The 22,789-nt window shown below is 45.8% G+C and carries 12 protein-coding genes, 9 tRNA genes and 3 rRNA genes; 17 read left to right on the forward strand and 7 right to left on the reverse strand.

All coding sequences use genetic code 11. The annotated features are described in order from the left end of the window. Window positions 1-20: 20 nt before the first annotated feature. Entirely contained in the window at window positions 21-2,192 is a 2,172-nt protein-coding gene (gene fadB, locus AACU28_RS23575; RefSeq protein WP_121603654.1) for a fatty acid oxidation complex subunit alpha FadB, read from the reverse strand. A 227-nt stretch (window positions 2,193-2,419) separates the two neighbouring features. On the opposite strand from fadB, the gene AACU28_RS23580 reads away from it, so the two are divergent. The 11 genes from AACU28_RS23580 to AACU28_RS23630 all read left to right on the forward strand — a co-directional run bounded on the left by AACU28_RS23580 (window position 2,420) and on the right by AACU28_RS23630 (window position 11,229). Continuing rightward, on the forward strand, window positions 2,420-3,043 hold the full coding sequence (locus AACU28_RS23580; protein ID WP_004736669.1) for a YigZ family protein: 624 nt from the start codon (window positions 2,420-2,422) through the stop codon (window positions 3,041-3,043). Window positions 3,044-3,077: 34 nt separating this feature from the next. Further along, window positions 3,078-4,535: a TrkH family potassium uptake protein gene (locus tag AACU28_RS23585; RefSeq protein WP_017077285.1), complete on the forward strand. Its 1,458-nt coding sequence runs from the start codon at window positions 3,078-3,080 to the stop codon at window positions 4,533-4,535. 10 nt (window positions 4,536-4,545) lie between these two features. Continuing rightward, window positions 4,546-5,073, forward strand: a complete 528-nt coding sequence (hemG, locus tag AACU28_RS23590) for a menaquinone-dependent protoporphyrinogen IX dehydrogenase (RefSeq protein ID WP_017077284.1) — start codon at window positions 4,546-4,548, stop codon at window positions 5,071-5,073. A gap of 526 nt (window positions 5,074-5,599) precedes the next feature. Then, window positions 5,600-7,154 (forward strand): 16S ribosomal RNA (locus AACU28_RS23595). A 123-nt stretch (window positions 7,155-7,277) separates the two neighbouring features. Next, a tRNA-Glu gene (locus AACU28_RS23600) sits at window positions 7,278-7,353 on the forward strand. Between the two features lie 2 nt (window positions 7,354-7,355). Further along, window positions 7,356-7,431 (forward strand) — tRNA-Lys (locus AACU28_RS23605). Window positions 7,432-7,456: 25 nt separating this feature from the next. Then, window positions 7,457-7,532 (forward strand) — tRNA-Ala (locus AACU28_RS23610). Window positions 7,533-7,564: 32 nt separating this feature from the next. Then, a tRNA-Val gene (locus AACU28_RS23615) sits at window positions 7,565-7,640 on the forward strand. Between the two features lie 315 nt (window positions 7,641-7,955). Then, window positions 7,956-10,849 (forward strand): 23S ribosomal RNA (locus AACU28_RS23620). A 102-nt stretch (window positions 10,850-10,951) separates the two neighbouring features. After that, window positions 10,952-11,067: ribosomal RNA gene (rrf, locus tag AACU28_RS23625) — 5S ribosomal RNA — on the forward strand. The 16S, 23S and 5S rRNA genes sit together here with 5 tRNA genes alongside, the layout of an rRNA operon. A 71-nt stretch (window positions 11,068-11,138) precedes the next feature. Then, window positions 11,139-11,229, forward strand: a tRNA-Ser gene (locus tag AACU28_RS23630). Between the two features lie 122 nt (window positions 11,230-11,351). Here the strand turns inward: AACU28_RS23630 and ilvY are convergent. Continuing rightward, entirely contained in the window at window positions 11,352-12,242 is an 891-nt protein-coding gene (gene ilvY, locus AACU28_RS23635; RefSeq protein WP_054548024.1) for an HTH-type transcriptional activator IlvY, read from the reverse strand. 146 nt (window positions 12,243-12,388) lie between these two features. Here ilvY and ilvC point away from each other — a divergent pair, with 146 nt between their 5' ends. Further along, on the forward strand, window positions 12,389-13,873 hold the full coding sequence (ilvC, locus tag AACU28_RS23640; RefSeq protein ID WP_004735786.1) for a ketol-acid reductoisomerase: 1,485 nt from the start codon (window positions 12,389-12,391) through the stop codon (window positions 13,871-13,873). Window positions 13,874-14,089: 216 nt separating this feature from the next. On the opposite strand, the gene ubiK is transcribed toward ilvC, so the two are convergent. From ubiK to AACU28_RS23660, 4 genes are all read right to left on the reverse strand, one after another. Beyond that, complete coding sequence (ubiK, locus tag AACU28_RS23645; protein ID WP_004735787.1) at window positions 14,090-14,341, reverse strand: ubiquinone biosynthesis accessory factor UbiK; 252 nt, start codon at window positions 14,339-14,341, stop codon at window positions 14,090-14,092. A 119-nt stretch (window positions 14,342-14,460) separates the two neighbouring features. After that, a complete protein-coding gene (locus AACU28_RS23650; protein WP_004735788.1) occupies window positions 14,461-17,583 on the reverse strand; it encodes a multidrug efflux RND transporter permease subunit in 3,123 nt (1,040 codons plus the stop codon). An 11-nt stretch (window positions 17,584-17,594) separates the two neighbouring features. Beyond that, complete coding sequence (locus AACU28_RS23655) at window positions 17,595-18,701, reverse strand: efflux RND transporter periplasmic adaptor subunit (RefSeq protein WP_004735789.1); 1,107 nt, start codon at window positions 18,699-18,701, stop codon at window positions 17,595-17,597. An 18-nt stretch (window positions 18,702-18,719) separates the two neighbouring features. Beyond that, the gene (locus tag AACU28_RS23660) at window positions 18,720-19,301 is read right to left on the reverse strand and encodes a TetR/AcrR family transcriptional regulator (RefSeq protein WP_198137852.1); all 582 of its coding nucleotides are present in this window, start codon (window positions 19,299-19,301) and stop codon (window positions 18,720-18,722) included. Window positions 19,302-19,481: 180 nt separating this feature from the next. Here AACU28_RS23660 and rep point away from each other — a divergent pair, with 180 nt between their 5' ends. After that, a complete protein-coding gene (gene rep / locus AACU28_RS23665; protein ID WP_004735791.1) occupies window positions 19,482-21,500 on the forward strand; it encodes a DNA helicase Rep in 2,019 nt (672 codons plus the stop codon). A gap of 95 nt (window positions 21,501-21,595) precedes the next feature. Here rep and AACU28_RS23670 read toward each other — a convergent pair whose 3' ends face one another. Next, window positions 21,596-22,009: a c-type cytochrome gene (locus AACU28_RS23670; protein ID WP_004735792.1), complete on the reverse strand. Its 414-nt coding sequence runs from the start codon at window positions 22,007-22,009 to the stop codon at window positions 21,596-21,598. A gap of 296 nt (window positions 22,010-22,305) precedes the next feature. Here AACU28_RS23670 and AACU28_RS23675 point away from each other — a divergent pair. The 4 genes from AACU28_RS23675 (at window position 22,306) to AACU28_RS23690 (ending at window position 22,781) form a co-directional block, all read left to right on the forward strand. Further along, window positions 22,306-22,382: transfer RNA gene (locus AACU28_RS23675), tRNA-Arg, on the forward strand. A 49-nt stretch (window positions 22,383-22,431) separates the two neighbouring features. After that, window positions 22,432-22,507, forward strand: a tRNA-His gene (locus AACU28_RS23680). Between the two features lie 77 nt (window positions 22,508-22,584). Then, window positions 22,585-22,661: transfer RNA gene (locus tag AACU28_RS23685), tRNA-Pro, on the forward strand. Between the two features lie 44 nt (window positions 22,662-22,705). After that, window positions 22,706-22,781 (forward strand) — tRNA-His (locus AACU28_RS23690). The last annotated feature ends 8 nt before the right edge of the window (window positions 22,782-22,789 follow it).

A 22,789-nucleotide genomic window follows, 5' to 3' on the forward strand; every position in this document is an offset into this window, starting at 1 on the left:
ATTCCTTTTCCAAATGTGGGTTACAGAGAACTGGCTTGTTGACCGTCGTAAAAGCTTTCGCCCTTCGCTGCCATATCAAGCAATAGTTGAGGAACTTGGTACATTGCACCTAAGTCTTGGTAGCTCTTCGCCATTTCAACGAAGTTACCAATACCCACACTGTCTAAGTAGCGGAATACGCCGCCTCTGAATGGAGGGAAGCCTAAACCATAAACCAGTGCCATATCCGCTTCTTGCGGTGTCGCGATGATGCCTTCTTCTAAACAAAGCACCACTTCGTTGATCATAGGAATCATCACACGTTGGATAATTGTCTGGTCATCAAAGTCTTGTGGCTGTTGGCATACGTCAGCCAAGATAGGAAGAATGTCTTCAGAGAAAGTTTTCTTCGGACGACCGCGTTTGTCTACGCTGTACGTGTAGAAACCGCTGCCGTTCTTCTGGCCGTATTTTTCAGCGACATAAAGCGCGTCAATCGCATCACGCTCTTCTTTACCCATACGCTCAGGGAAACCTTGCGCCATTACTGCTTGTGCGTGGTGTGCTGTATCTAGGCCCACAACGTCTAGCAAGTATGCTGGGCCCATTGGCCAACCGAATTTACGTTCCATCACTTTATCGATCTTCGTGAAGTCAGCACCGTCACGTAGCAACATGCTGAAACCGCCAAAGTAAGGGAAAAGTACACGGTTAACGAAGAAGCCTGGGCAGTCGTTAACAACGATAGGTGATTTACCCATCTTCGCTGCGTAAGCAACCACGCGATTAATGGTTTCTTCTGAAGTATGCTCGCCACGGATGATCTCAACCAAAGGCATGCGGTGCACTGGGTTAAAGAAGTGCATGCCACAGAAGTTTTCTGGGCGCTTCAAAGATTTCGCTAACAGGTTGATTGGAATCGTTGAGGTGTTTGATGTTAGAACCGTGTCTTCACCAACCAAACCTTCCACTTCGCTCAGTACCGCTGCTTTTACTTTAGGATTCTCTACAACTGCTTCCACAATCACATCTGATTGCTCAACACCTGCATAGTGTAGACTTGGAGTAATAGAAGACAGAATTCCTGCCATCTTGAATCCATCTAGGCGACCGCGTGATAAGCGTTTATTCAACAGCTTAGAAGCCTCGTTCATACCAAGATCAAGAGACGCTTGTGCGATGTCTTTCATCATCACTGGCACGCCCTTTAACGCTGACTGGTAAGCAATTCCGCCACCCATGATGCCAGCGCCAAGTACTGCTGCGCGTTCAGTTGCTTTATTCGCAGACTTACCAGCTTGTTTTGCTAAGCCTTTAATGTATTGGTCATTCAAGAATAAACCGACAAGGGCTTTTGCTTCTTCAGATTTTGCTAGCTTAACGAAGTGTTTGCGTTCGATGTCTAACGCCGCATTGCGATCGCTGCGCGCTGCTTCTTCAATTGCAATCACAGAAGTAATCGGAGCTGGGTAGTGAGGCCCTGCTTTTTGAGCCACTAAGCCCTTAGCCATGGTAAAGCTCATCATCGCTTCTAGTTTGCTTAGTGAAAGCGCTGACGTTTTTTGTTTGCGGCGTAGCTGCCAATCAAGTTTCTCATTGGCTGCCAAAGAAACCGTGTTGATCGCTGATTCTAGTAGTTGGTCTGTTTCAACAATCGCATCTAACAAGCCAACTTTAAGCGCTTCATCTGCACGGCATGCTTTGCCTTGAGTGATAATTTCCATCGCGCTGTCAGCACCGATAACACGAGGTAGGCGCACACAACCACCAAAACCAGGCATGATGCCAAGTTTGGTTTCTGGTAGACCTATGCTGGTGGTCTTGTCACCGATACGGAAATCGGTAGCGAGTACACATTCACAGCCGCCGCCAAGGGCATGGCCACGCATCATTGAAAGAGTTGGGACAGGAAGGTCTTCGAGCTTGCTGAAGATTGAATTAGCGAATCTTAACCATTCATCAAGTTCTGCTTCTGGCTTAGCAAATAGGCCAAGAAATTCAGTGATGTCTGCGCCCACAATGAACGCGTCTTTGTTTGAAGTTAAGATTAAACCACGTAATCCTGCGTGAGCATTAAGGGCATCTAACGCTTTATCTAGTGATTCTAAAGTTGCAAGGTCGAGTTTGTTTACAGATGCCGGTGCACAGAAGTTTAATTCCGCAATACCATCTTGTAATTCCTTTACCTGTAGGGTGTTAGCTTGGTAAATCATTGTCTATCTCCATGACATACAATCCACGATTGTTTGAGAGAATCTTGTTATCTTTCTATTATTGTAGAGCACCTGGTAAGACCAGTTATTCTAGTCTGTACCTCTGCTTGATTAATTTCAATACATTTTTTAAACAATTGTTTAACATTGTGCGACAGCACAGATCCTCTAACCCTTATTATTCACGCGTGATACACTTCGCCGCTCTTAATAATTAAGTTAACGATATGAATGAACAGCCCTATTTAATACCGTCAGCGTCGGCTTTATTTGAAGAAGAGATAAAAAAGAGCGTTTTTATTACTCATCTTGCTCATACTCCAAGTGTAGAAGCTGCTAAGCAGTTCGTTGAACAGGTAAAAAAAGAGCATTCTTCAGCGCGACATAACTGTTGGGGCTTTGCTGCAGGGCGACCTGAAGACTCGATGAAGTGGGGCTTTAGTGATGATGGCGAACCCTCGGGTACTGCTGGAAAGCCTATCTTGGCGCAACTGTCTGGTTCAGGTGTTGGCGAGTTAACGGCTGTAGTCACTCGATATTCAGGCGGAATCAAGCTCGGTACTGGTGGTTTAGTTAAGGCTTATGGTGGTGGAGTACAACAAGCTCTCAAGCTGCTTCAAACTATCGAGAAAAAAATAACCACAAAATTACGGCTAGAGTTAGACTATGGCTTTGTGCCGATTGCACAATCCATCATGGCTCAGCATCAGGCTGTTGAAGTCCAAGCGGATTATGGTGTTCAAGTTGAGCTTATTATTGAAATAGAGCTCCTTCAGGTAGATTCGTTTACCCAAACCATGATCAATAAAAGCGGTGCTAAGGCACTGGTAACGAAAGTCAAAGACAACTAGGAAGTGTGAAGCATTTCGCTTCGTTCAATAGCTCATGCAATTTCGCTCAATTATTCGAATCGTCGGATTATTATTAGCACTTTTTAGTGTATCAATGCTCGCACCTGCGCTCGTCGCTCTGATCTATCGAGATGGTGCGGGTGTGCCATTTGTGACGACCTTTTTTGTTCTCTTATTCTGTGGAGCGACCTGCTGGTTTCCAAACCGACGTTATAAGCATGAATTGAAAGCGCGTGATGGCTTCTTGATTGTTGTTTTATTCTGGACGGTAATCGGTAGTGCTGGTGCGCTGCCGTTTTTGATCGCCGATAACCCCAATGTGTCGGTAACCGATGCTTTCTTCGAATCCTTCTCTGCATTAACAACCACGGGCGCGACCGTTATTGTCGGCCTCGATGATCTGCCTAAGGCGATTCTGTTTTATCGCCAATTCCTGCAATGGTTTGGTGGTATGGGTATCATCGTATTAGCGGTAGCCATCCTTCCTGTTCTGGGCATAGGTGGTATGCAGCTATATCGTGCAGAAATCCCGGGTCCAGTAAAAGACAGTAAGATGACTCCGCGTATTGCTGAAACGGCAAAAGCGCTTTGGTACATCTATCTGAGTCTAACGATTGCTTGTGCGGTGGCGTTTTGGCTTGCAGGCATGAGCTTCTTTGATGCTATCAGTCATAGCTTCTCTACTATTGCGATTGGTGGCTTCTCGACTCACGATGCGAGTATGGGCTATTTCAACAGTCCGGCTATCAACATGATTACGGTCGTGTTCCTTCTTATCTCTGCGTGTAACTATTCGCTTCACTTTGCTGCATTTGCTTCGGGGGGGGTGCATCCTAAGTATTATTGGAAAGATCCTGAATTCCGCGCCTTTATCTTTATTCAAGCGGTTTTGTTCTTAGTTTGTTTCTTATTACTGCTTAATCACCACTCTTATGACTCGTATTACGATGCCTTTGATCAAGCCTTGTTCCAAACGGTATCTATATCGACGACCGCAGGCTTCACTACCACTGGTTTTTCTGAGTGGCCGTTATTCTTACCTGTGCTGCTTCTGTTCTCTTCTTTTATAGGTGGCTGTGCAGGTTCAACGGGCGGTGGTATGAAAGTCATTCGAATCTTATTGCTTACTTTGCAAGGTGCTCGTGAAATGAAGCGCCTTGTCCATCCGCGTGCTGTCTATACCATCAAGGTTGGCGGCTCTGCGTTACCACAACGTGTTGTTGATGCGGTTTGGGGCTTCTTCTCTGCATACGCATTGGTTTTTGTGGTTTGTATGTTGGCTCTTATTGCTACTGGGATGGATGAGCTGAGTGCTTTCTCTGCCGTAGCGGCAACATTGAACAACCTTGGCCCGGGCTTAGGTGAAGTGGCAATGCACTTCGGCGATGTGAATGATAAGGCCAAATGGGTGTTGATCGTATCTATGCTGTTTGGTCGTTTAGAGATATTCACCTTATTAATTTTATTGACCCCTACGTTTTGGCGTAGCTAAGGACAACATTGTGGCAAAAGCTCTATTTTTGTATTCAAGCCGTGAAGGGCAAACCAAGAAGATCTTGAACTATATAAAAGAAGAAATGAATGAGTTCGAATGTGAGCTTCAAGATCTGCACACTATTAGTAATGTCGACTTTGCTCAATACGACAGAGTGTTGATTGGTGCATCTATTCGTTACGGCCACCTTAATAAGAAGCTATATAAGTTCATTGATGCCAACCTTACTCAGTTGCAATCCAATAAGGTTGCCTTCTTCTGCGTTAACTTAACGGCTCGTAAAGAAGACCAAGGTAAAGACACCCCTGAAGGTAGTGCCTATATTAAGAAGTTTCTTCTTAAGTCACCATGGCAGCCGACTCTAATCGGTGTATTCGCGGGTGCTCTCTATTACCCTCGTTATAACTGGTTCGATAAAACCATGATTCGCTTCATTATGAATATGACAGGCGGAGAAACGGACACAACCAAGGAAGTTGAGTATACGAACTGGGAAAAAGTCTCTTTATTCTCTAAGAAATTGCAAGAGATGTAAGAGAAAAGCCTACTTTTGAGGCGTTTTGTGCTCTTTTTAATCGAACGAATAAAAAAACGAGAAAAACTTCAAAAAGGGCTTGCCAGTGTGATCGAAATCTCTATAATGCGACCTCGTTGAAACGGGAAGGCTTCGTAAGAAACCAAAACGAATCAGCAGGTCAAATTAGCCAAGCTAAGCGCTTGAAAAAAGTTTTGAAAATAGTGGTTGACACTAAAACTTAAATCGCTAAAATGGCCGTCCGATTTGAGCGAAGATCAAAAAGGAAAAGCTCTTTAACAATTTAAACCTATCAATCTGTGTGGGCACTCGTTGATGAATATCAAAACGTCATTCTTAGGAATGGCAGTTACTTCGGTAACAAACTTGATTTCAATGAACTGAGTGACCAATACAAAATTAAGTTTACTTAATTTTGCACAGTCAATTCATTACCATTCTGTTGGAATGGTAATAGCTTTAAAATTACACTCTTTATTTATAAAGAATAGTTTTGAAGTCAGTATTCGTTGAGTCACAAAATCTTAAATTGAAGAGTTTGATCATGGCTCAGATTGAACGCTGGCGGCAGGCCTAACACATGCAAGTCGAGCGGAAACGACACTAACAATCCTTCGGGTGCGTTAATGGGCGTCGAGCGGCGGACGGGTGAGTAATGCCTAGGAAATTGCCTTGATGTGGGGGATAACCATTGGAAACGATGGCTAATACCGCATAATGCCTACGGGCCAAAGAGGGGGATCTTCGGACCTCTCGCGTCAAGATATGCCTAGGTGGGATTAGCTAGTTGGTGAGGTAATGGCTCACCAAGGCGACGATCCCTAGCTGGTCTGAGAGGATGATCAGCCACACTGGAACTGAGACACGGTCCAGACTCCTACGGGAGGCAGCAGTGGGGAATATTGCACAATGGGCGAAAGCCTGATGCAGCCATGCCGCGTGTATGAAGAAGGCCTTCGGGTTGTAAAGTACTTTCAGTTGTGAGGAAGGGGGTAACGTTAATAGCGTTATCTCTTGACGTTAGCAACAGAAGAAGCACCGGCTAACTCCGTGCCAGCAGCCGCGGTAATACGGAGGGTGCGAGCGTTAATCGGAATTACTGGGCGTAAAGCGCATGCAGGTGGTTCATTAAGTCAGATGTGAAAGCCCGGGGCTCAACCTCGGAACTGCATTTGAAACTGGTGAACTAGAGTGCTGTAGAGGGGGGTAGAATTTCAGGTGTAGCGGTGAAATGCGTAGAGATCTGAAGGAATACCAGTGGCGAAGGCGGCCCCCTGGACAGACACTGACACTCAGATGCGAAAGCGTGGGGAGCAAACAGGATTAGATACCCTGGTAGTCCACGCCGTAAACGATGTCTACTTGGAGGTTGTGGCCTTGAGCCGTGGCTTTCGGAGCTAACGCGTTAAGTAGACCGCCTGGGGAGTACGGTCGCAAGATTAAAACTCAAATGAATTGACGGGGGCCCGCACAAGCGGTGGAGCATGTGGTTTAATTCGATGCAACGCGAAGAACCTTACCTACTCTTGACATCCAGAGAAGCCAGCGGAGACGCAGGTGTGCCTTCGGGAACTCTGAGACAGGTGCTGCATGGCTGTCGTCAGCTCGTGTTGTGAAATGTTGGGTTAAGTCCCGCAACGAGCGCAACCCTTATCCTTGTTTGCCAGCGAGTAATGTCGGGAACTCCAGGGAGACTGCCGGTGATAAACCGGAGGAAGGTGGGGACGACGTCAAGTCATCATGGCCCTTACGAGTAGGGCTACACACGTGCTACAATGGCGCATACAGAGGGCAGCAAGCTAGCGATAGTGAGCGAATCCCAAAAAGTGCGTCGTAGTCCGGATTGGAGTCTGCAACTCGACTCCATGAAGTCGGAATCGCTAGTAATCGTGAATCAGAATGTCACGGTGAATACGTTCCCGGGCCTTGTACACACCGCCCGTCACACCATGGGAGTGGGCTGCAAAAGAAGTGGGTAGTTTAACCTTTCGGGGAGGACGCTCACCACTTTGTGGTTCATGACTGGGGTGAAGTCGTAACAAGGTAGCCCTAGGGGAACCTGGGGCTGGATCACCTCCTTATACGAAGATAGTCACGATGAGTGTCCACACAGATTGATTAGGTTTAGAAAAGCAAAGAGATGAAGAACTCCCACGTTCTTCGAAGTTTGTTTCTACTTTTTAAAGTGGAGATGAATTAGCAGTGTCCCGTTCGTCTAGAGGCCTAGGACACCGCCCTTTCACGGCGGTAACAGGGGTTCGACTCCCCTACGGGATACCATTGGGTCGTTAGCTCAGTTGGTAGAGCAGTTGACTTTTAATCAATTGGTCGCAGGTTCGAATCCTGCACGACCCACCATTTCCTCCCAAGGAAATAAAAATATGGGGCTATAGCTCAGCTGGGAGAGCGCCTGCCTTGCACGCAGGAGGTCTGCGGTTCGATCCCGCATAGCTCCACCATTCTTTCTCCATGAAGGAATTAAAACTATCATGGGCGATTAGCTCAGTTGGGAGAGCACCTGCCTTACAAGCAGGGGGTCACTGGTTCGAGCCCGGTATCGCCCACCATCTTTAAGCATTCTCGTAAGAGAGTATTTAAAAATGGTTTTGAAAGTTTAAAACTTGAAAAACTCTTGCTCTTTAACAATTTGGAAAGCTGACTGATTGATTTACTTACGAGTAATTCAATCAAATTTAAAAGTTCTCAATGTTTATCTTTCATTAGATAAACACAACAAACACATTCAAGTGTCTTGTATTCGAATCAATGTTTACATTGATTCACAATTGAGTCCGGCAAACAGTCATCAAGAATTAACCCTTCTTGATGACAACCAAAAACCTTGGTTAGTTGCCATACGCTAAGACCCTTTCGGGTTGTATGGTTAAGTGACTAAGCGTACACGGTGGATGCCTTGGCAGTCAGAGGCGATGAAAGGCGTAATAACTTGCGATAAGCCCAGATTAGGTAGTAATAACCTTTTGAGTCTGGGATTCCTGAATGGGGAAACCCACTTGCATAAGCAAGTATCCTGTTGTGAATACATAGCAACAGGAGGCAAACCGGGGGAACTGAAACATCTAAGTACCCCGAGGAAGAGAAATCAACCGAGATTCCGAAAGTAGCGGCGAGCGAAATTGGATTAGCCCTTAAGCTTTTAATGAGACAGATGAAGGCTCTGGAAAGTGCCGCAATAAAGGGTGATAGCCCCGTAATCGACATCTCATAATCAGTGAAAACGAGTAGGGCGGGACACGTGATATCCTGTCTGAATATGGGGGGACCATCCTCCAAGGCTAAATACTACTGACTGACCGATAGTGAACCAGTACCGTGAGGGAAAGGCGAAAAGAACCCCTGTGAGGGGAGTGAAATAGAACCTGAAACCGTGTACGTACAAGCAGTAGGAGCACCTTCGTGGTGTGACTGCGTACCTTTTGTATAATGGGTCAGCGACTTAATTTTAGTAGCAAGGTTAACCGTTTAGGGGAGCCGTAGGGAAACCGAGTCTTAACTGGGCGTACAGTTGCTAGGATTAGACCCGAAACCAGGTGATCTAGCCATGGGCAGGTTGAAGGTTGAGTAACATCAACTGGAGGACCGAACCGACTAATGTTGAAAAATTAGCGGATGACTTGTGGCTAGGGGTGAAAGGCCAATCAAACCTGGAGATAGCTGGTTCTCCCCGAAAGCTATTTAGGTAGCGCCTCGGACGAATACTACTGGGGGTAGAGCACTGTTAAGGCTAGGGGGTCATCCCGACTTACCAACCCTTTGCAAACTCCGAATACCAGTAAGTACTATCCGGGAGACACACGGCGGGTGCTAACGTCCGTCGTGGAGAGGGAAACAACCCAGACCGCCAGCTAAGGTCCCAAAGTATAGCTAAGTGGGAAACGATGTGGGAAGGCTCAGACAGCCAGGATGTTGGCTTAGAAGCAGCCATCATTTAAAGAAAGCGTAATAGCTCACTGGTCGAGTCGGCCTGCGCGGAAGATGTAACGGGGCTAAGCTATACACCGAAGCTGCGGCTACGTACCTTAGGGTATGTGGGGTAGGGGAGCGTTCTGTAAGCCGTTGAAGGTGGTCTGTAAGGGCTGCTGGAGGTATCAGAAGTGCGAATGCTGACATGAGTAACGATAAAGGGAGTGAAAAACTCCCTCGCCGGAAGACCAAGGGTTCCTGTCCAACGTTAATCGGGGCAGGGTAAGTCGACTCCTAAGGCGAGGCCGAAAGGCGTAGTCGATGGGAAACGGGTTAATATTCCCGTACTTCTTACAATTGCGATGGGGGGACGGAGAAGGCTAGGTGGGCCTGGCGACGGTTGTCCAGGTTCAAGTACGTAGGCGGAAAGTTTAGGTAAATCCGGACTTTCATTAACGCTGAGATACGATGTCGAGCTACTACGGTAGTGAAGTCATTGATGCCATGCTTCCAGGAAAAGCCTCTAAGCTTCAGATTGTAAGGAATCGTACCCCAAACCGACACAGGTGGTCGGGTAGAGAATACCAAGGCGCTTGAGAGAACTCGGGTGAAGGAACTAGGCAAAATGGTACCGTAACTTCGGGAGAAGGTACGCTCTTATCAGTGAAGTCCCTTGCGGATGGAGCAGACGAGAGTCGCAGATACCAGGTGGCTGCAACTGTTTATTAAAAACACAGCACTGTGCAAAATCGTAAGATGACGTATACGGTGTGACGCCTGCCCGGTGCCGGAAGGTTAATTGATGGGGTTAGTCTTCGGACGAAGCTCTTGATCGAAGCCCCGGTAAACGGCGGCCGTAACTATAACGGTCCTAAGGTAGCGAAATTCCTTGTCGGGTAAGTTCCGACCTGCACGAATGGCGTAATGATGGCCACGCTGTCTCCACCCGAGACTCAGTGAAATTGAAATCGCTGTGAAGATGCAGTGTACCCGCGGCTAGACGGAAAGACCCCGTGAACCTTTACTACAGCTTGGCACTGAACATTGAACCTACATGTGTAGGATAGGTGGGAGACTATGAAACCGCGTCGCTAGATGTGATGGAGTCGTCCTTGAAATACCACCCTTGTAGTTTTGATGTTCTAACGTCGGTCCCTGAATCGGGATTACGGACAGTGCCTGGTGGGTAGTTTGACTGGGGCGGTCTCCTCCCAAAGAGTAACGGAGGAGCACGAAGGTGGGCTAAACACGGTTGGACATCGTGTGGTTAGTGCAATGGCATAAGCCCGCTTGACTGCGAGAATGACAATTCGAGCAGGTGCGAAAGCAGGTCATAGTGATCCGGTGGTTCTGAATGGAAGGGCCATCGCTCAACGGATAAAAGGTACTCCGGGGATAACAGGCTGATACCGCCCAAGAGTTCATATCGACGGCGGTGTTTGGCACCTCGATGTCGGCTCATCACATCCTGGGGCTGAAGTCGGTCCCAAGGGTATGGCTGTTCGCCATTTAAAGTGGTACGCGAGCTGGGTTTAGAACGTCGTGAGACAGTTCGGTCCCTATCTGCCGTGGGCGTTGGAAAATTGAAAGGGGCTGCTCCTAGTACGAGAGGACCGGAGTGGACGAACCTCTGGTGTTCGGGTTGTCATGCCAATGGCATTGCCCGGTAGCTAAGTTCGGAATCGATAACCGCTGAAAGCATCTAAGCGGGAAGCGAGCCTTGAGATGAGTTTTCCCTGGCACTATAAGTGTCCTAAAGGGTTGTCGTAGACTACGACGTTGATAGGCAGGGTGTGTAAGTGCTGCGAGGCATTGAGCTAACCTGTACTAATTGCCCGTGAGGCTTAACCATACAACACCCAAGGGGTTTTGTGGACTCAATAGAAATACCAAACGCTTGAATGAGTTTGAAGAGAAATAACTTTTAGATAAGCTTTCCGAATTTTAAAATTTGCTTGGCGACCATAGCATTGTGGACCCACCTGATTCCATGCCGAACTCAGAAGTGAAACACAATAGCGCCGATGGTAGTGTGGGGTTTCCCCATGTGAGAGTAGGACATCGCCAGGCTTTAAATATCGTTACCTGTGTATACATGTAACAACATCTACAGTGTACTAATCTGTTGATGACAATTTGTTGGAGGGATGGCTGAGTGGTCGAAAGCACCGGTCTTGAAAACCGGCAACCGTTAATAGCGGTTCTAGGGTTCAAATCCCTATCCCTCCACCACCATTGAAAAGCCCGCTGAGAAATCAGCGGGCTTTTTTCATATCTGTGTAGAAAAACAAAAAAGAGCACTAACGTGCTCTTTATCTGTGACTCCACACCGGCTTGTTATCACTTATAGATAACTAGTCTTGGAGGTATTTACCTTCAGCTACCTGCCAAAATGCTCTAATTAATGGATTTTCTAACTGCGATCGCTTACAGCACACTCCCAATTCAAACGGCTTGATTGGCTCTATTTTTAAGCGGTCGACTTTATCTCTCACAGGACTGTTGTTGATTACAACGTCTGGCGCGATACCAACCCCACAACCAAGAGCAACCATACTTACGATCGCTTCATGACCAGATACCTGAGCGTAAATATTGGGTTTTATCTTCATCTTTTTGAACCATGCGTTCGCACGTTCTCGTGCAGTACCTGCTTCTGGGATGATAAAAGGTACTTCGTTCCAGTTTGGTTTATCTGATTGCAGCTGCTGGCTAAAACTACTCACACCGGATGGGATGATGACTGACAGTGGTATATCGCTGATGGTTTCGAACTCTAATCTTGAGGGAAGAATGTCTGGCTTCGCTGAGATAGCAATATCTGCTTCATCATTTAAAATCTTGTCGATGGATTGAGCCGGATCGCCTGTAGAGAGCTTAAATTCAATGTACGGATGAATAGCTCTGAATTCGGTTATGAGCTCAGGTAGGTGGCTGTAACTAGCCGTTACCGAGCAAAATATGCGAATTTCACCTTTAAGTTCTTGCTCACCACCTTTCAGGTGAAGATTGTATTGCTGCCACTCTCCAACGATGCTTAATGCTACTGGCAATAGGTGCTTTCCTGCTGGAGTGAGATCAACACTGCGGTTATCTCTGATAAGCAATTCTTGCCCCGTTTCTTCTTCAAGCTTTTGTACTTGACGACTAAGTGCTGAAGGACTGACGTGCATAGCAGCAGCGGTTTTGCTGAAACTCTTGCTGTCACATAAATGTATAAATAATTGTAGAGATTTTATGTTCATGTTTTGCGATCGTTTCCATGTTGCATTTATTGCAATAACTAATTGTGAATATATCACTTTCAGCAACGGAGTGTCTGTTTTAGTATGAAGTCATTCGATAGAGAGATATCGACCTTACGGACTTATTTTTAAAGGAGTGCCCTAGAATGGCTAACTATTTCAATACATTAAACCTTCGTGAACAACTAGACCAATTAGGTCGTTGCCGTTTCATGGATCGTGAAGAATTCACGACAGAAGCTGAATATCTTGAAGGTAAGAAAATCGTAATTGTTGGTTGTGGTGCTCAAGGCCTAAACCAAGGTCTGAACATGCGTGATTCTGGCTTAGACGTATCTTACGCTCTACGCCAAGCGGCAATTGATGAAAAGCGTCAATCATTCAAAAACGCTGATGAAAACGGCTTTGTTGTGGGTAGCTACGAAACGCTAATCCCTCAAGCAGATCTAGTTATCAACCTTACTCCAGACAAGCAACATACAAACGTTGTTGAAACAGTAATGCCTCTAATGAAGCAAGGCGCTGCTCTTGGTTACTCTCACGGCTTTAACGTTGTTGAAGAAGGCATGCAATTACGTGCTGACCTTACTGTAGTAATGGTTGCACCTAAGTGTCCAGGTTCTGAAGTTCGCGAAGAGTACAAGCGTGGCTTCGGTGTTCCAACACTGATCGCTGTTCACCCAGAAAATGACCCTAAAGGCGAAGGCTGGGATATCGCTAAAGCTTGGGCTGCAGGTACTGGTGGTCACCGTGCAGGTTGCCTAGAGTCTTCATTCGTAGCGGAAGTTAAATCTGACCTTATGGGTGAGCAAACAATTCTATGTGGCATGCTACAAGCCGGCTCTATCGTATCTTACGAGAAGATGATTGCTGATGGCATCGAACCTGGCTACGCAGGTAAACTTCTACAATACGGTTGGGAAACGATTACTGAAGCACTTAAGTTCGGTGGCGTAACTCACATGATGGACCGTCTATCTAACCCAGCTAAAGTTAAAGCGTTTGAGCTTTCTGAAGAGCTTAAAGACCTAATGCGTCCGCTTTACAACAAGCACATGGATGACATCATCTCTGGTCACTTCTCTAGCACTATGATGGCTGACTGGGCGAACGATGACGTGAACCTACTAGGCTGGCGTGAAGAGACAGGTGCAACTGCATTCGAAAACTACCCAACTTCTGACGTAGAAATCTCAGAGCAAGAGTACTTCGATAACGGTATCCTAATGGTTGCTATGGTTCGTGCCGGTGTTGAGCTAGCATTCGAAGCTATGACTGCATCTGGTATCATCGATGAGTCTGCTTACTACGAATCTCTACATGAGCTTCCACTAATCGCAAACACAGTTGCTCGTAAGCGTCTTTACGAAATGAACGTTGTAATCTCAGATACTGCTGAGTACGGTAACTACCTATTCGCTAACGTAGCCACACCGCTACTACGTGAGAAGTTCATGCCTTCAGTAGCAACTGACGTAATCGGCCGCGGTCTAGGTGAAACATCTAACCAAGTTGATAACGCTAAGCTAATTGAAGTAAACGAAGCTATCCGTAACCACCCTGTAGAGTACATTGGTGAAGAGCTACGTAGCTACATGAGCGACATGAAGCGTATCGCTGTAGGCGGTTAATTAGTCGCTTAGATACTGATAAATTTGCAGAAAAAGCGAAGCAGTATCACTAACTCCTTACAGGTTGGAGTTATAAATAAGCAACACAACATCTAATGAAAAGGCTTGGTCGCCGTTGACCAAGCCTTTTTGCTTTTAGTAACAAAGTCTTAAAAATCAATCAAATGAACATTGTTTGATCAGTCTTCGTCGACTTTCAGTTTTCTTGCTTTACGCTTACTTGTCGGCAATCTTTGCTTCTAAGTCCGTTAGCTTTTGTTCCATTTCAGTCAGCTTTTGGCGAGTGCGCAGTAGTACTTGTGTTTGAACATCAAATTCTTCACGGCTTACAACGTCTAGCTTGTTTAGTTGGCCTTGGATAACCTGACGAACTTTTTGATCTACGTCTGAACCAAGCTCTTTTACTGGTTGAGGCATAGAATCGTGGATCTGCTTAGCAATCTGCTCTAGTTTTTTTGGATCAAACATATCAATTAAAACTCCTGAATATTTATCACTATTCTATTTAATCACACTTGAGATGTCGCCTATGGCGTACAAAAAAAGGCCACCGAAGTAGCCTTTTTATTGTTATTACGACTTAGTGATTACTTATTATCAGCTAATTCTCTGTGCGCTGCTTTTGCTTCATCGACGCGAGCTAGCTTTTCTAGGTCTTTGTCTTCAACAAATACAGGTAGAGGTTTGTGTTTTTCAGCCAAGTAGCTGTAAATCACTGGCAGTACAAATAGTGTGAAGATAGTACCAATCGCTAGACCTGCAACGATTACGATACCAATACTGAAACGCTGAGCCGCACCCGCACCACTTGCGTACATCAGTGGGATTAGACCCGCGATCATCGCAGCCGTTGTCATCAGGATTGGACGAAGACGAACCTTCGCCGCTTCCATTACCGCTTCAATACGAGTCTTGTGATTGTGTAGCTGTTCTTCTTTCGCTACCTCACAGATCAAGATACCGTGCTTGGTAATCAGGCCGACCAAGGTGATCAAACCAACTTGCGAGTAGATGTTCATCGTTGCCGCACCCCAAGCCAGAGCTATTAGGGCACCACAAATCGCCAGTGGTACAGATACCATGATAACCAGTGGATCTTTTAGAGATTCAAACTGAATCGCCAATACCAAGAAGATGATAGCCAACGCTAAACCAAAGGTCGCGTAAAGTGCGCTACCTTCTGTTACGTATTGGCGTGCTTCACCCATGTAGTCATGGTTATAGCCACTTGGAAGCTTATTGGCAGCTGTGTCTTCAAACCACGCAATTGCATCACCCATTGCAGCGCCTGGAGCCGGTACCGCACCAATCGTAGCCGAGTTCAATTGGTTGAAGTGAGGAAGAGAGCGAGGCTCAGCCACAACATCAATCGTGATTAAACTGCCTAGAGGAATTGCTTTACCATCTGCGCCACGAACATAGTAGTTGTTCATCGATTCAGGGTTTAGACGGAACTTACGTTCAACTTGAGGGATAACCTCGTAAGAACGACCATTCAAGTCGATACGGTTTACGTAACCATCAGACATCATAGTACCTAGAGTGATACCGATATCTTGCATCGTCACGCCGTAAGCACCCGCTTTGTCTTTGTCGATATGGATCTTCATCGTTGCTGAGTCGTAATTCAAATCAAGATCTGAATAAACGAACAGCGGGTTTGTCGATACTTCGGCTAAGATCTCTGTCGTAATTTGGAATAGGCTCTCGAAGCTGTTCGGTGTTGTAATAACAAACTGAACAGGAAGGCCTGAACCTGCACCTGGAAGTTCTGGCATTTGGAAGGCTGTTACGGCCATACCAGGAACATCTTTCACCAAGTTACCAACACGGTTTGCTACTTCAGACTGGCTTGCTTCACGCTCACTCCATGGAACCATTGATGCGATACCAAAAGCTTGGTTTGCATTAGGAACACCTGTAAACACCTGCGCATACGCTACTTCTGGCTGATCAGACAGAAGGCTGTTTACGTCATTCATGGTGTTTTGCATGTAGTCCAAGTTCGCATTCGAAGGTGCTGTACCCATAAGCATGATTACACCTTTATCTTCTGAAGGCGCTAACTCACTAGGGATGAACTTGAATAACAGTGGCAAACTTGCAAATACGATGATAGCGAAGCCAATGAAGACTGGACGATGCTGCATTACCGCGCCAAGCATACGCTCGTAGCGATTGGTCATGCCGTCTAGTACGCTATGTACTTTCTGCTCAAACTTGCTTGGCTCGGCGTGAGCTTTGAGCATTTTTGAACACATCATTGGCGATAACGTTAACGCCACAATACCCGATACAAAAACAGCACCAGCAAGGGTTAGTGCAAACTCTTTAAACAACGAGCCTGTGATACCACCCATCATTGCGATAGGAGCATATACTGCACCTAGCGTTAATGTCATTGCGATAACGGGTACTGCAATTTCACGAGTACCGATGATGGCAGCTCGGAAAGGAGACTCCCCTAATTTTATATGCCGGTCGACGTTTTCCAATACAACGATGGCATCATCAACTACTAAGCCGATAGCCAATACCATTGCCAGTAGCGTCATTAGGTTCCAAGAGAAGCCCATCGCTTGCATTACCATAGCCACACCAATTAGAGACAGTGGGATAGTAACGATCGGGATAAGAACCGCACGGAATGAACCTAAGAACAAAGTAATTACGACGAGTACAATTAATGCCGCTTCAAGAATGGTTTTAATAACCTCTTGAATGGATTCATTAATCGCAATAGTCGAGTCATACATGATATTCATCGAGATGTTACTTGGAAGGTTCTTCTCTAATTGAGGTAGAAGCTCAAGGACATCAGCGGCAATGTTGATAGGGTTCGCACTTGGTGCCGCGTTAATTGCTGCAACAACCGCTTCCTTACCGTTTGCACTCGCTCGGTAAATATCGTGGCTTTTTTCTAAAGAAACCTTAGCGATGTCAGACAGGCGAATAATTTCACCCTCACCACTTTTAACGACTAAGTTCTCTAGCTCTTCAGTGTTTGATACTTGCGTATCGGCACTGCCGTTATAAAGAACGAATTCGCCAGTAGCTTGACCTGTCGCTGATTGGTAGTTGTTGGCATCCAATACCGACATAACATCAGTAGCGGTGAGGTTAACAGCTGCCATTTTTGACGGATCTAGCCATACGCGCAGTGCGTATTTCATACCACCATATAGGTCGACTTTAGATACACCATTTACCGTAAATAGCTGCGGGTTGATTACACGCTCTAGATAATCGGTAATTTGGCTTGATACGAGTTCATCACTGGTAAAACCAATATAAAGTACCGCGGTCGTTGAACCGGTCGACATGGTTACGGTTGGATCTTCGGCTTCTTTAGGGAGCTGAGACCGTACCGAGTTTGTCTTGGCCAGTATGTCTGACAACGCCGCATTCGGGTCGGTGTTCAACTTCATGTTTACGGTAATCGTAGAACTACCAAGTACAGAAGAAGAAGTCATATAGTCGATATTATCCGCTTGAGCCACAGCTTGTTCGAGGGGCTGGGTGATAAAGCCTTGGATAAGATCGGCACTTGCACCGTAGTAACTCGTGGTCACGGTTACTACGGTATTCGTCATTTCAGGGTATTCACGCACCTGCATTTTGAAGATTGCTTGTAAGCCAAGCAGAGCAATCAAAAAGCTGATGGATACCGCTAGAACTGGACGTTTAATAAAAACATCAGTAAAGCGCATTGTGCCTCCAGTTACAGCTTAGGTGTTTCAGATGGTGGAGTGATTGCATCACTTTCAACAACCTTAACTTTGGCACCGTTACTTAGACGTACTTGGCCAGAAGTTACAACCGTATCGCCGGCTTTAACGCCTTCAAGGATGTGTGCAATCTCAGCGGTACGCTCACCTACTTTTACAACATGTTGAGCAACACGTTGAACGCCGTCTTCTTCCGTCAGGATGTAAACATTGTCACCATATAGAGTGAAAGTAATCGCTGTTTGAGGCAACGTTACTTGGTTCTCTAGCTTAGGCAGAATGATGTTAGCACGCGCAAACATGCCGCTACGAAGCTTGCCATCATTGTTTGGAATGTCTGCTTGAACTTGAATAAGACCACTTTGGATACTTACTGCGGGTTCAATGGCACTGATAGAGCCTTCAAACGGTTTCTCTGGGTAAGCATCAACAAAGATGTCGATAGCCTGACCAACATTGATACGAGAGATATCTGTTTGAGATACCGTAAAGCGTAGGCGCATCACGCTGGTATCTTCTAAACGAACGATATCTGTACCTGATTGCAGGTATTGACCAAGGTACACGTTACGAATACCCACTTTGCCATCGAAAGGAGCACGAATTTCACGGCGTTCGATAGATGCTTTTAGGCTTTCAATATCAGCAGATAGAGAGTAGTAGTTTGCTTCTGCTTCATCGTATGCTTCTTTTGAAATAGAACCTTTTTTATACAGGCCTTGGTAGCGTTTGTATTTTGCTTTTGCCGCAGGCAGGCGAGCTTCAGAACTCTTTAGATTTGCCTTTTCTACGCCAGAATCAAGACGAACAAGAAGTTGGTCATTTTTAACATCAGTACCAGAACCAAAAGAGATTTGGTCAATAACACCGCTGGTTTCATTCGCTAGCGTGACACCTTGGTTAGGTTCGATGAAGCCGATAGCTTCAATTACTGGAACCCAGTCGATCGGCTGAACTTCAGTAACCGTTACTGGAAACTCTGGTTCAGGGCGGTTGGCCATATACTCAGCAATTTTTTGTTGTTTGAACATGTTGAACCCAATAACGCTGCCGAAAAGAAGTACAGCGATGAGTAACATGAAGAAAGTCCACTTTTTCATTATGGTCAAAACTCCGATCTAGTGTTTAATTATTGCATCCCAACTGGCTTCTATTGCAGATTCTAGTTCTGCCTCGTCGAGTTGGTAAAATCCTAAAGAATGCTTTCGCGCTAGAGATACACTAGCCGCTAAGCTCAAGCCGCTTAATACTTCATTATCAAGTGGTTTAAACAGTCCTTGCTCTTTACCCTCATTAAATAGCAGCTCAACTTGGGCAAACATTTTACGTTCTAGTTCCCTGAAGTTTAGGCTATTTGTGATGGGCAGTGAGTCATATTGAACCCGATTTTTTATCGCGGCTAAGTTCGTTCCCGCTAAGTTCCATATGTTCAACCACATAGTACGGTAGCGTTGCTTAATTGGATCCGAATCATCAACCCCTTCTTGAACAGCATCTGCTACTCGTTGAGTCACGAGCACTCGAACATCATCTATCAAGTGGTCTTTATCATCGAAGTAGCGGTAGATAGTGCCTGCAGCAACTCCCGCCTCTTTGGCTAATTTTTGCATTGAAAGGCCTTGAAAGCCGACCTCCGCAATGAGCTTTTCAGCGGCAGAAAGTATTTGTTGGCGTTTATCCTGAGGTGCATGAGTTGTCATTATTCCATCACCAGTGAATGAACGTTCATTCATTATAGCCCAAGAACCATACACATGTGCAACAAAGTTTTACACAAGTCGCGTAAAAATCTTGTATAAGAGAACGTAGCATTCGTGGTGTTGCAGCATTATTATAGGCGCGCAATTGAATTCGCCCCTCTAGACCAAATTGAGAACCAAATGAGACTGAACCCAAGACAAGATGAAGCCGTGAAGTATGTTTCTGGTCCCTGCTTAGTATTAGCGGGCGCTGGATCGGGTAAAACACGTGTTATCACCAACAAGATTGCTTACTTGGTTCAAGAGTGTGGCTACAAGGCTCGTAATATTGCAGCGGTAACCTTTACCAATAAAGCGGCACGTGAGATGAAAGAGCGTGTAGGACAAACTCTGGGTAAAGGTGAATCTAAAGGTCTGATCGTTTCAACGTTCCATACCATGGGTTTAACTATCATTCGCCGAGAATACAAAGCGCTGGGTTTGAAAGCGGGCTTCTCGTTATTTGATGACCAAGACCAGTTAGCTCTACTTAAAGAACTAACCGAAACACAGATCGATGGTGATAAGGATCTGCTGCGTTCTTTGATGAGTACCATCTCAAATTGGAAGAATGACATGCTGACGCCAGATCAGGCGAAAGCAAGAGCTCAAGGTGAACAAGAGCAGTTGTTTGCATTCTGTTTTGAGATGTATCAGAAACAGATGAAGGCCTATAACGCACTCGATTTTGATGATCTGATTGCAATGCCAGTATTGCTACTGAAAACCAATCAAGAAGTGCGTGAACGCTGGCAGTCTCGTATTCGTTATTTGCTGGTCGATGAATATCAAGATACCAACACTAGCCAATATGAGTTGGTTCGTTTACTGGTAGGGGAACGTGGTCGTTTGACGGTCGTAGGTGATGATGACCAATCTATTTACTCATGGCGTGGCGCAAAACCACAAAACTTGGTTCTGCTAGGTGAGGATTACCCGAACCTACGTTTGATCAAACTAGAGCAAAACTACCGCTCGACCAGTCGAATTTTGCGAGCAGCGAACATCTTGATCGCCAACAATCCGCACGTCTATGAGAAGTCACTGTTCTCTGAGATCCCGGATGGTGAAAAGCTCAAGGTATTAAATGCTAAGAATGAAGAGCATGAAGCAGAGCGTATTACCGGTGAGATCATCGCCCACAAATTTTTGAATCGCACAGAATACAAAGATTACGCAGTGCTTTACCGCGGTAACCACCAATCTCGCTTGATTGAAAAAGCTTTGATGCAGAACCGTGTGCCTTACAAAATCTCAGGCGGTACATCCTTTTTCGCCAGAGCAGAAATTAAAGACATCATGGCTTACCTACGTGTGTTGGTGAACCCTGATGATGACAACGCCTTCCTGCGTATTGTAAACACACCACGTCGTGAGATCGGCCCAGTTACGCTTGAAAAATTAGGCAGCTACGCCAACATGCGCGGTAAAAGCCTGTTTGAAGCCAGCTTCGAAATGGGCTTAGAGCAAACGCTGACGGGCCGTGGTTTGGAAAACCTGCGTCGTTTCAGCGATTGGATTGTTCGTATCTCGGATAATGCAGAGCGTGGTAATACAGTTGAGGCGGTTCGCTCTTTGGTTCGTGACATTAATTACGAAGATTGGCTCTACGAAACCTCTCCAAGCCCGAAAGCCGCTGAAATGCGAATGAAAAACGTGTCTGATCTCTATAGCTGGATTGTGGCCGACCTCGAAGGTGACAACTATGATAAAGAAGAGAAGACGCTACGAGAGGTTGTTCAACGTTTAACTTTACGCGACATGATGGAGCGCGGGGAAGATAATGACGATGCAGACCAAGTTCAACTAATGACATTGCACGCTTCGAAAGGCTTAGAGTTTCCGTATGTATTCTTGATGGGGGCCGAAGAGGGCATCTTGCCACACCAAACCAGTGTTGATGAAGGTAATGTAGAAGAAGAGCGTCGTCTTATGTATGTAGGGATTACGCGAGCGCAGAAAGAGCTGACTTTTACTAAGTGTCGTGAACGTCGTCAGTATGGTGAATTGATTAAGCCAACACAAAGCCGCTTCCTTGACGAGTTGCCGCATGATGATGTGGAGTGGGAAAGCGTTAAGAAACCACAATCCGCTGAAGAAAGAATGGAAAAAGGACAGGCACACATTGCTAATATTCGTGCGATGTTCAACAAAAAGTAGCGTCTGGTTCTGAAAGTATTAAATAGAGACAAATAAAAAGGTGACCATAGGGTCACCTTTTTTGAATCTGGCATTTTTAATTACAGATCGGTAAATTACAGACCAGCAATCATGTGCTCGATAGCATCTTTGATTTCGTCGTCTGAACAGTCCATACATGAACCTTTCGCTGGCATTGCATTAAAGCCGTTGATTGCGTGGTTAGCTAGGATATCGCGACCTTGAGCTATACGAGGCCCCCAATCACCAGCATCACCTGTTTTAGGTGCGCCACTTACGCCAGATGCGTGACAAGCGATACAAAAGGTACCGTAAACTGTTGCGCCATCACGAGGGCCTGTTGGTTCTGCGACTACTGGTTCGCTGCCGACTAGGTAAACTTGACCAACTGGTTTGATGCGTTCAGCAATTGCATCTTGCTCTGCTTCGCTAAGGCCTGAAGCCATTGCGCCAGTTGAAAAGGTTAAAACTGCGATGACAACGCTTAAAATTCGACGAGACATATCCATTAAACTCACTTTACATTCCCAAGGTAAGTACGTGCTTACCAATTTATAGTGTTGGAGGGTGTTTTGGCTTCACCAGCAAAGAGCAACTGTTAAACCAATGTAAATAATGGGTGATTATATCCCGATAAGTTGTTGCAATAAACAACAACTTATAAGCTGTGGCGGGTTGTAGTACTCAAATAAGGGGTTTATCACATATTAACTGTCGAAAAAGAGACCAAACAGAAAAAAAAGTTAAAAAAGTACTAGACGGCATTGGGTGATATACGTATTATTCCACTCCGCCGACAGGGCATGCGCCTGTAGCTCAGCTGGATAGAGCGTTGGCCTCCGGAGCCAAAGGCCGAAGGTTCGAATCCTTTCAGGCGCGCCATCCGGTCTCTTACTTCGGTAAGTGAGAAATTGGCAAAAAAGAAATAATGGTGGCTATAGCTCAGTTGGTAGAGCCCTGGATTGTGATTCCGGTGGTCGCGAGTTCGAATCTCGTTAGCCACCCCATTCTTTCTTTACAAAATATCGGTAGCTTCGGCTTCCAGTGTTGATTCATTATTCCCAAGAGTCGATACAAAATTAGTCGGTGAATAGCGCAGCTTGGTAGCGCATCTGGTTTGGGACCAGAGGGTCGGGGGTTCGAATCCCTCTTCACCGACCACTATTTCAATAATCGCTTTTAAGCGGTTATATAAAAAATTAGTGGTGGCTATAGCTCAGTTGGTAGAGCCCTGGATTGTGATTCCGGTGGTCGCGAGTTCGAATCTCGTTAGCCACCCCATTAATTTT

This window comes from Vibrio sp. SBT000027 (assembly GCF_963894355.1).
Taxonomy (GTDB): domain Bacteria; phylum Pseudomonadota; class Gammaproteobacteria; order Enterobacterales; family Vibrionaceae; genus Vibrio; species Vibrio splendidus.

Coding starts and splice junctions, on each gene's coding strand:
- fadB (WP_121603654.1), bottom strand. CDS start 2,192: ATGATTTACCAAGCTAACACCCTACAGGTAAAGGAATTACAAGATGGT.
- AACU28_RS23580 (WP_004736669.1), top strand. CDS start 2,420: ATGAATGAACAGCCCTATTTAATACCGTCAGCGTCGGCTTTATTTGAA.
- AACU28_RS23585 (WP_017077285.1), top strand. CDS start 3,078: ATGCAATTTCGCTCAATTATTCGAATCGTCGGATTATTATTAGCACTT.
- ilvY (WP_054548024.1), bottom strand. CDS start 12,242: ATGAACATAAAATCTCTACAATTATTTATACATTTATGTGACAGCAAG.
- ilvC (WP_004735786.1), top strand. CDS start 12,389: ATGGCTAACTATTTCAATACATTAAACCTTCGTGAACAACTAGACCAA.
- ubiK (WP_004735787.1), bottom strand. CDS start 14,341: ATGTTTGATCCAAAAAAACTAGAGCAGATTGCTAAGCAGATCCACGAT.
- AACU28_RS23650 (WP_004735788.1), bottom strand. CDS start 17,583: ATGCGCTTTACTGATGTTTTTATTAAACGTCCAGTTCTAGCGGTATCC.
- AACU28_RS23655 (WP_004735789.1), bottom strand. CDS start 18,701: ATGAAAAAGTGGACTTTCTTCATGTTACTCATCGCTGTACTTCTTTTC.
- AACU28_RS23660 (WP_198137852.1), bottom strand. CDS start 19,301: ATGACAACTCATGCACCTCAGGATAAACGCCAACAAATACTTTCTGCC.
- rep (WP_004735791.1), top strand. CDS start 19,482: ATGAGACTGAACCCAAGACAAGATGAAGCCGTGAAGTATGTTTCTGGT.
- AACU28_RS23670 (WP_004735792.1), bottom strand. CDS start 22,009: ATGGATATGTCTCGTCGAATTTTAAGCGTTGTCATCGCAGTTTTAACC.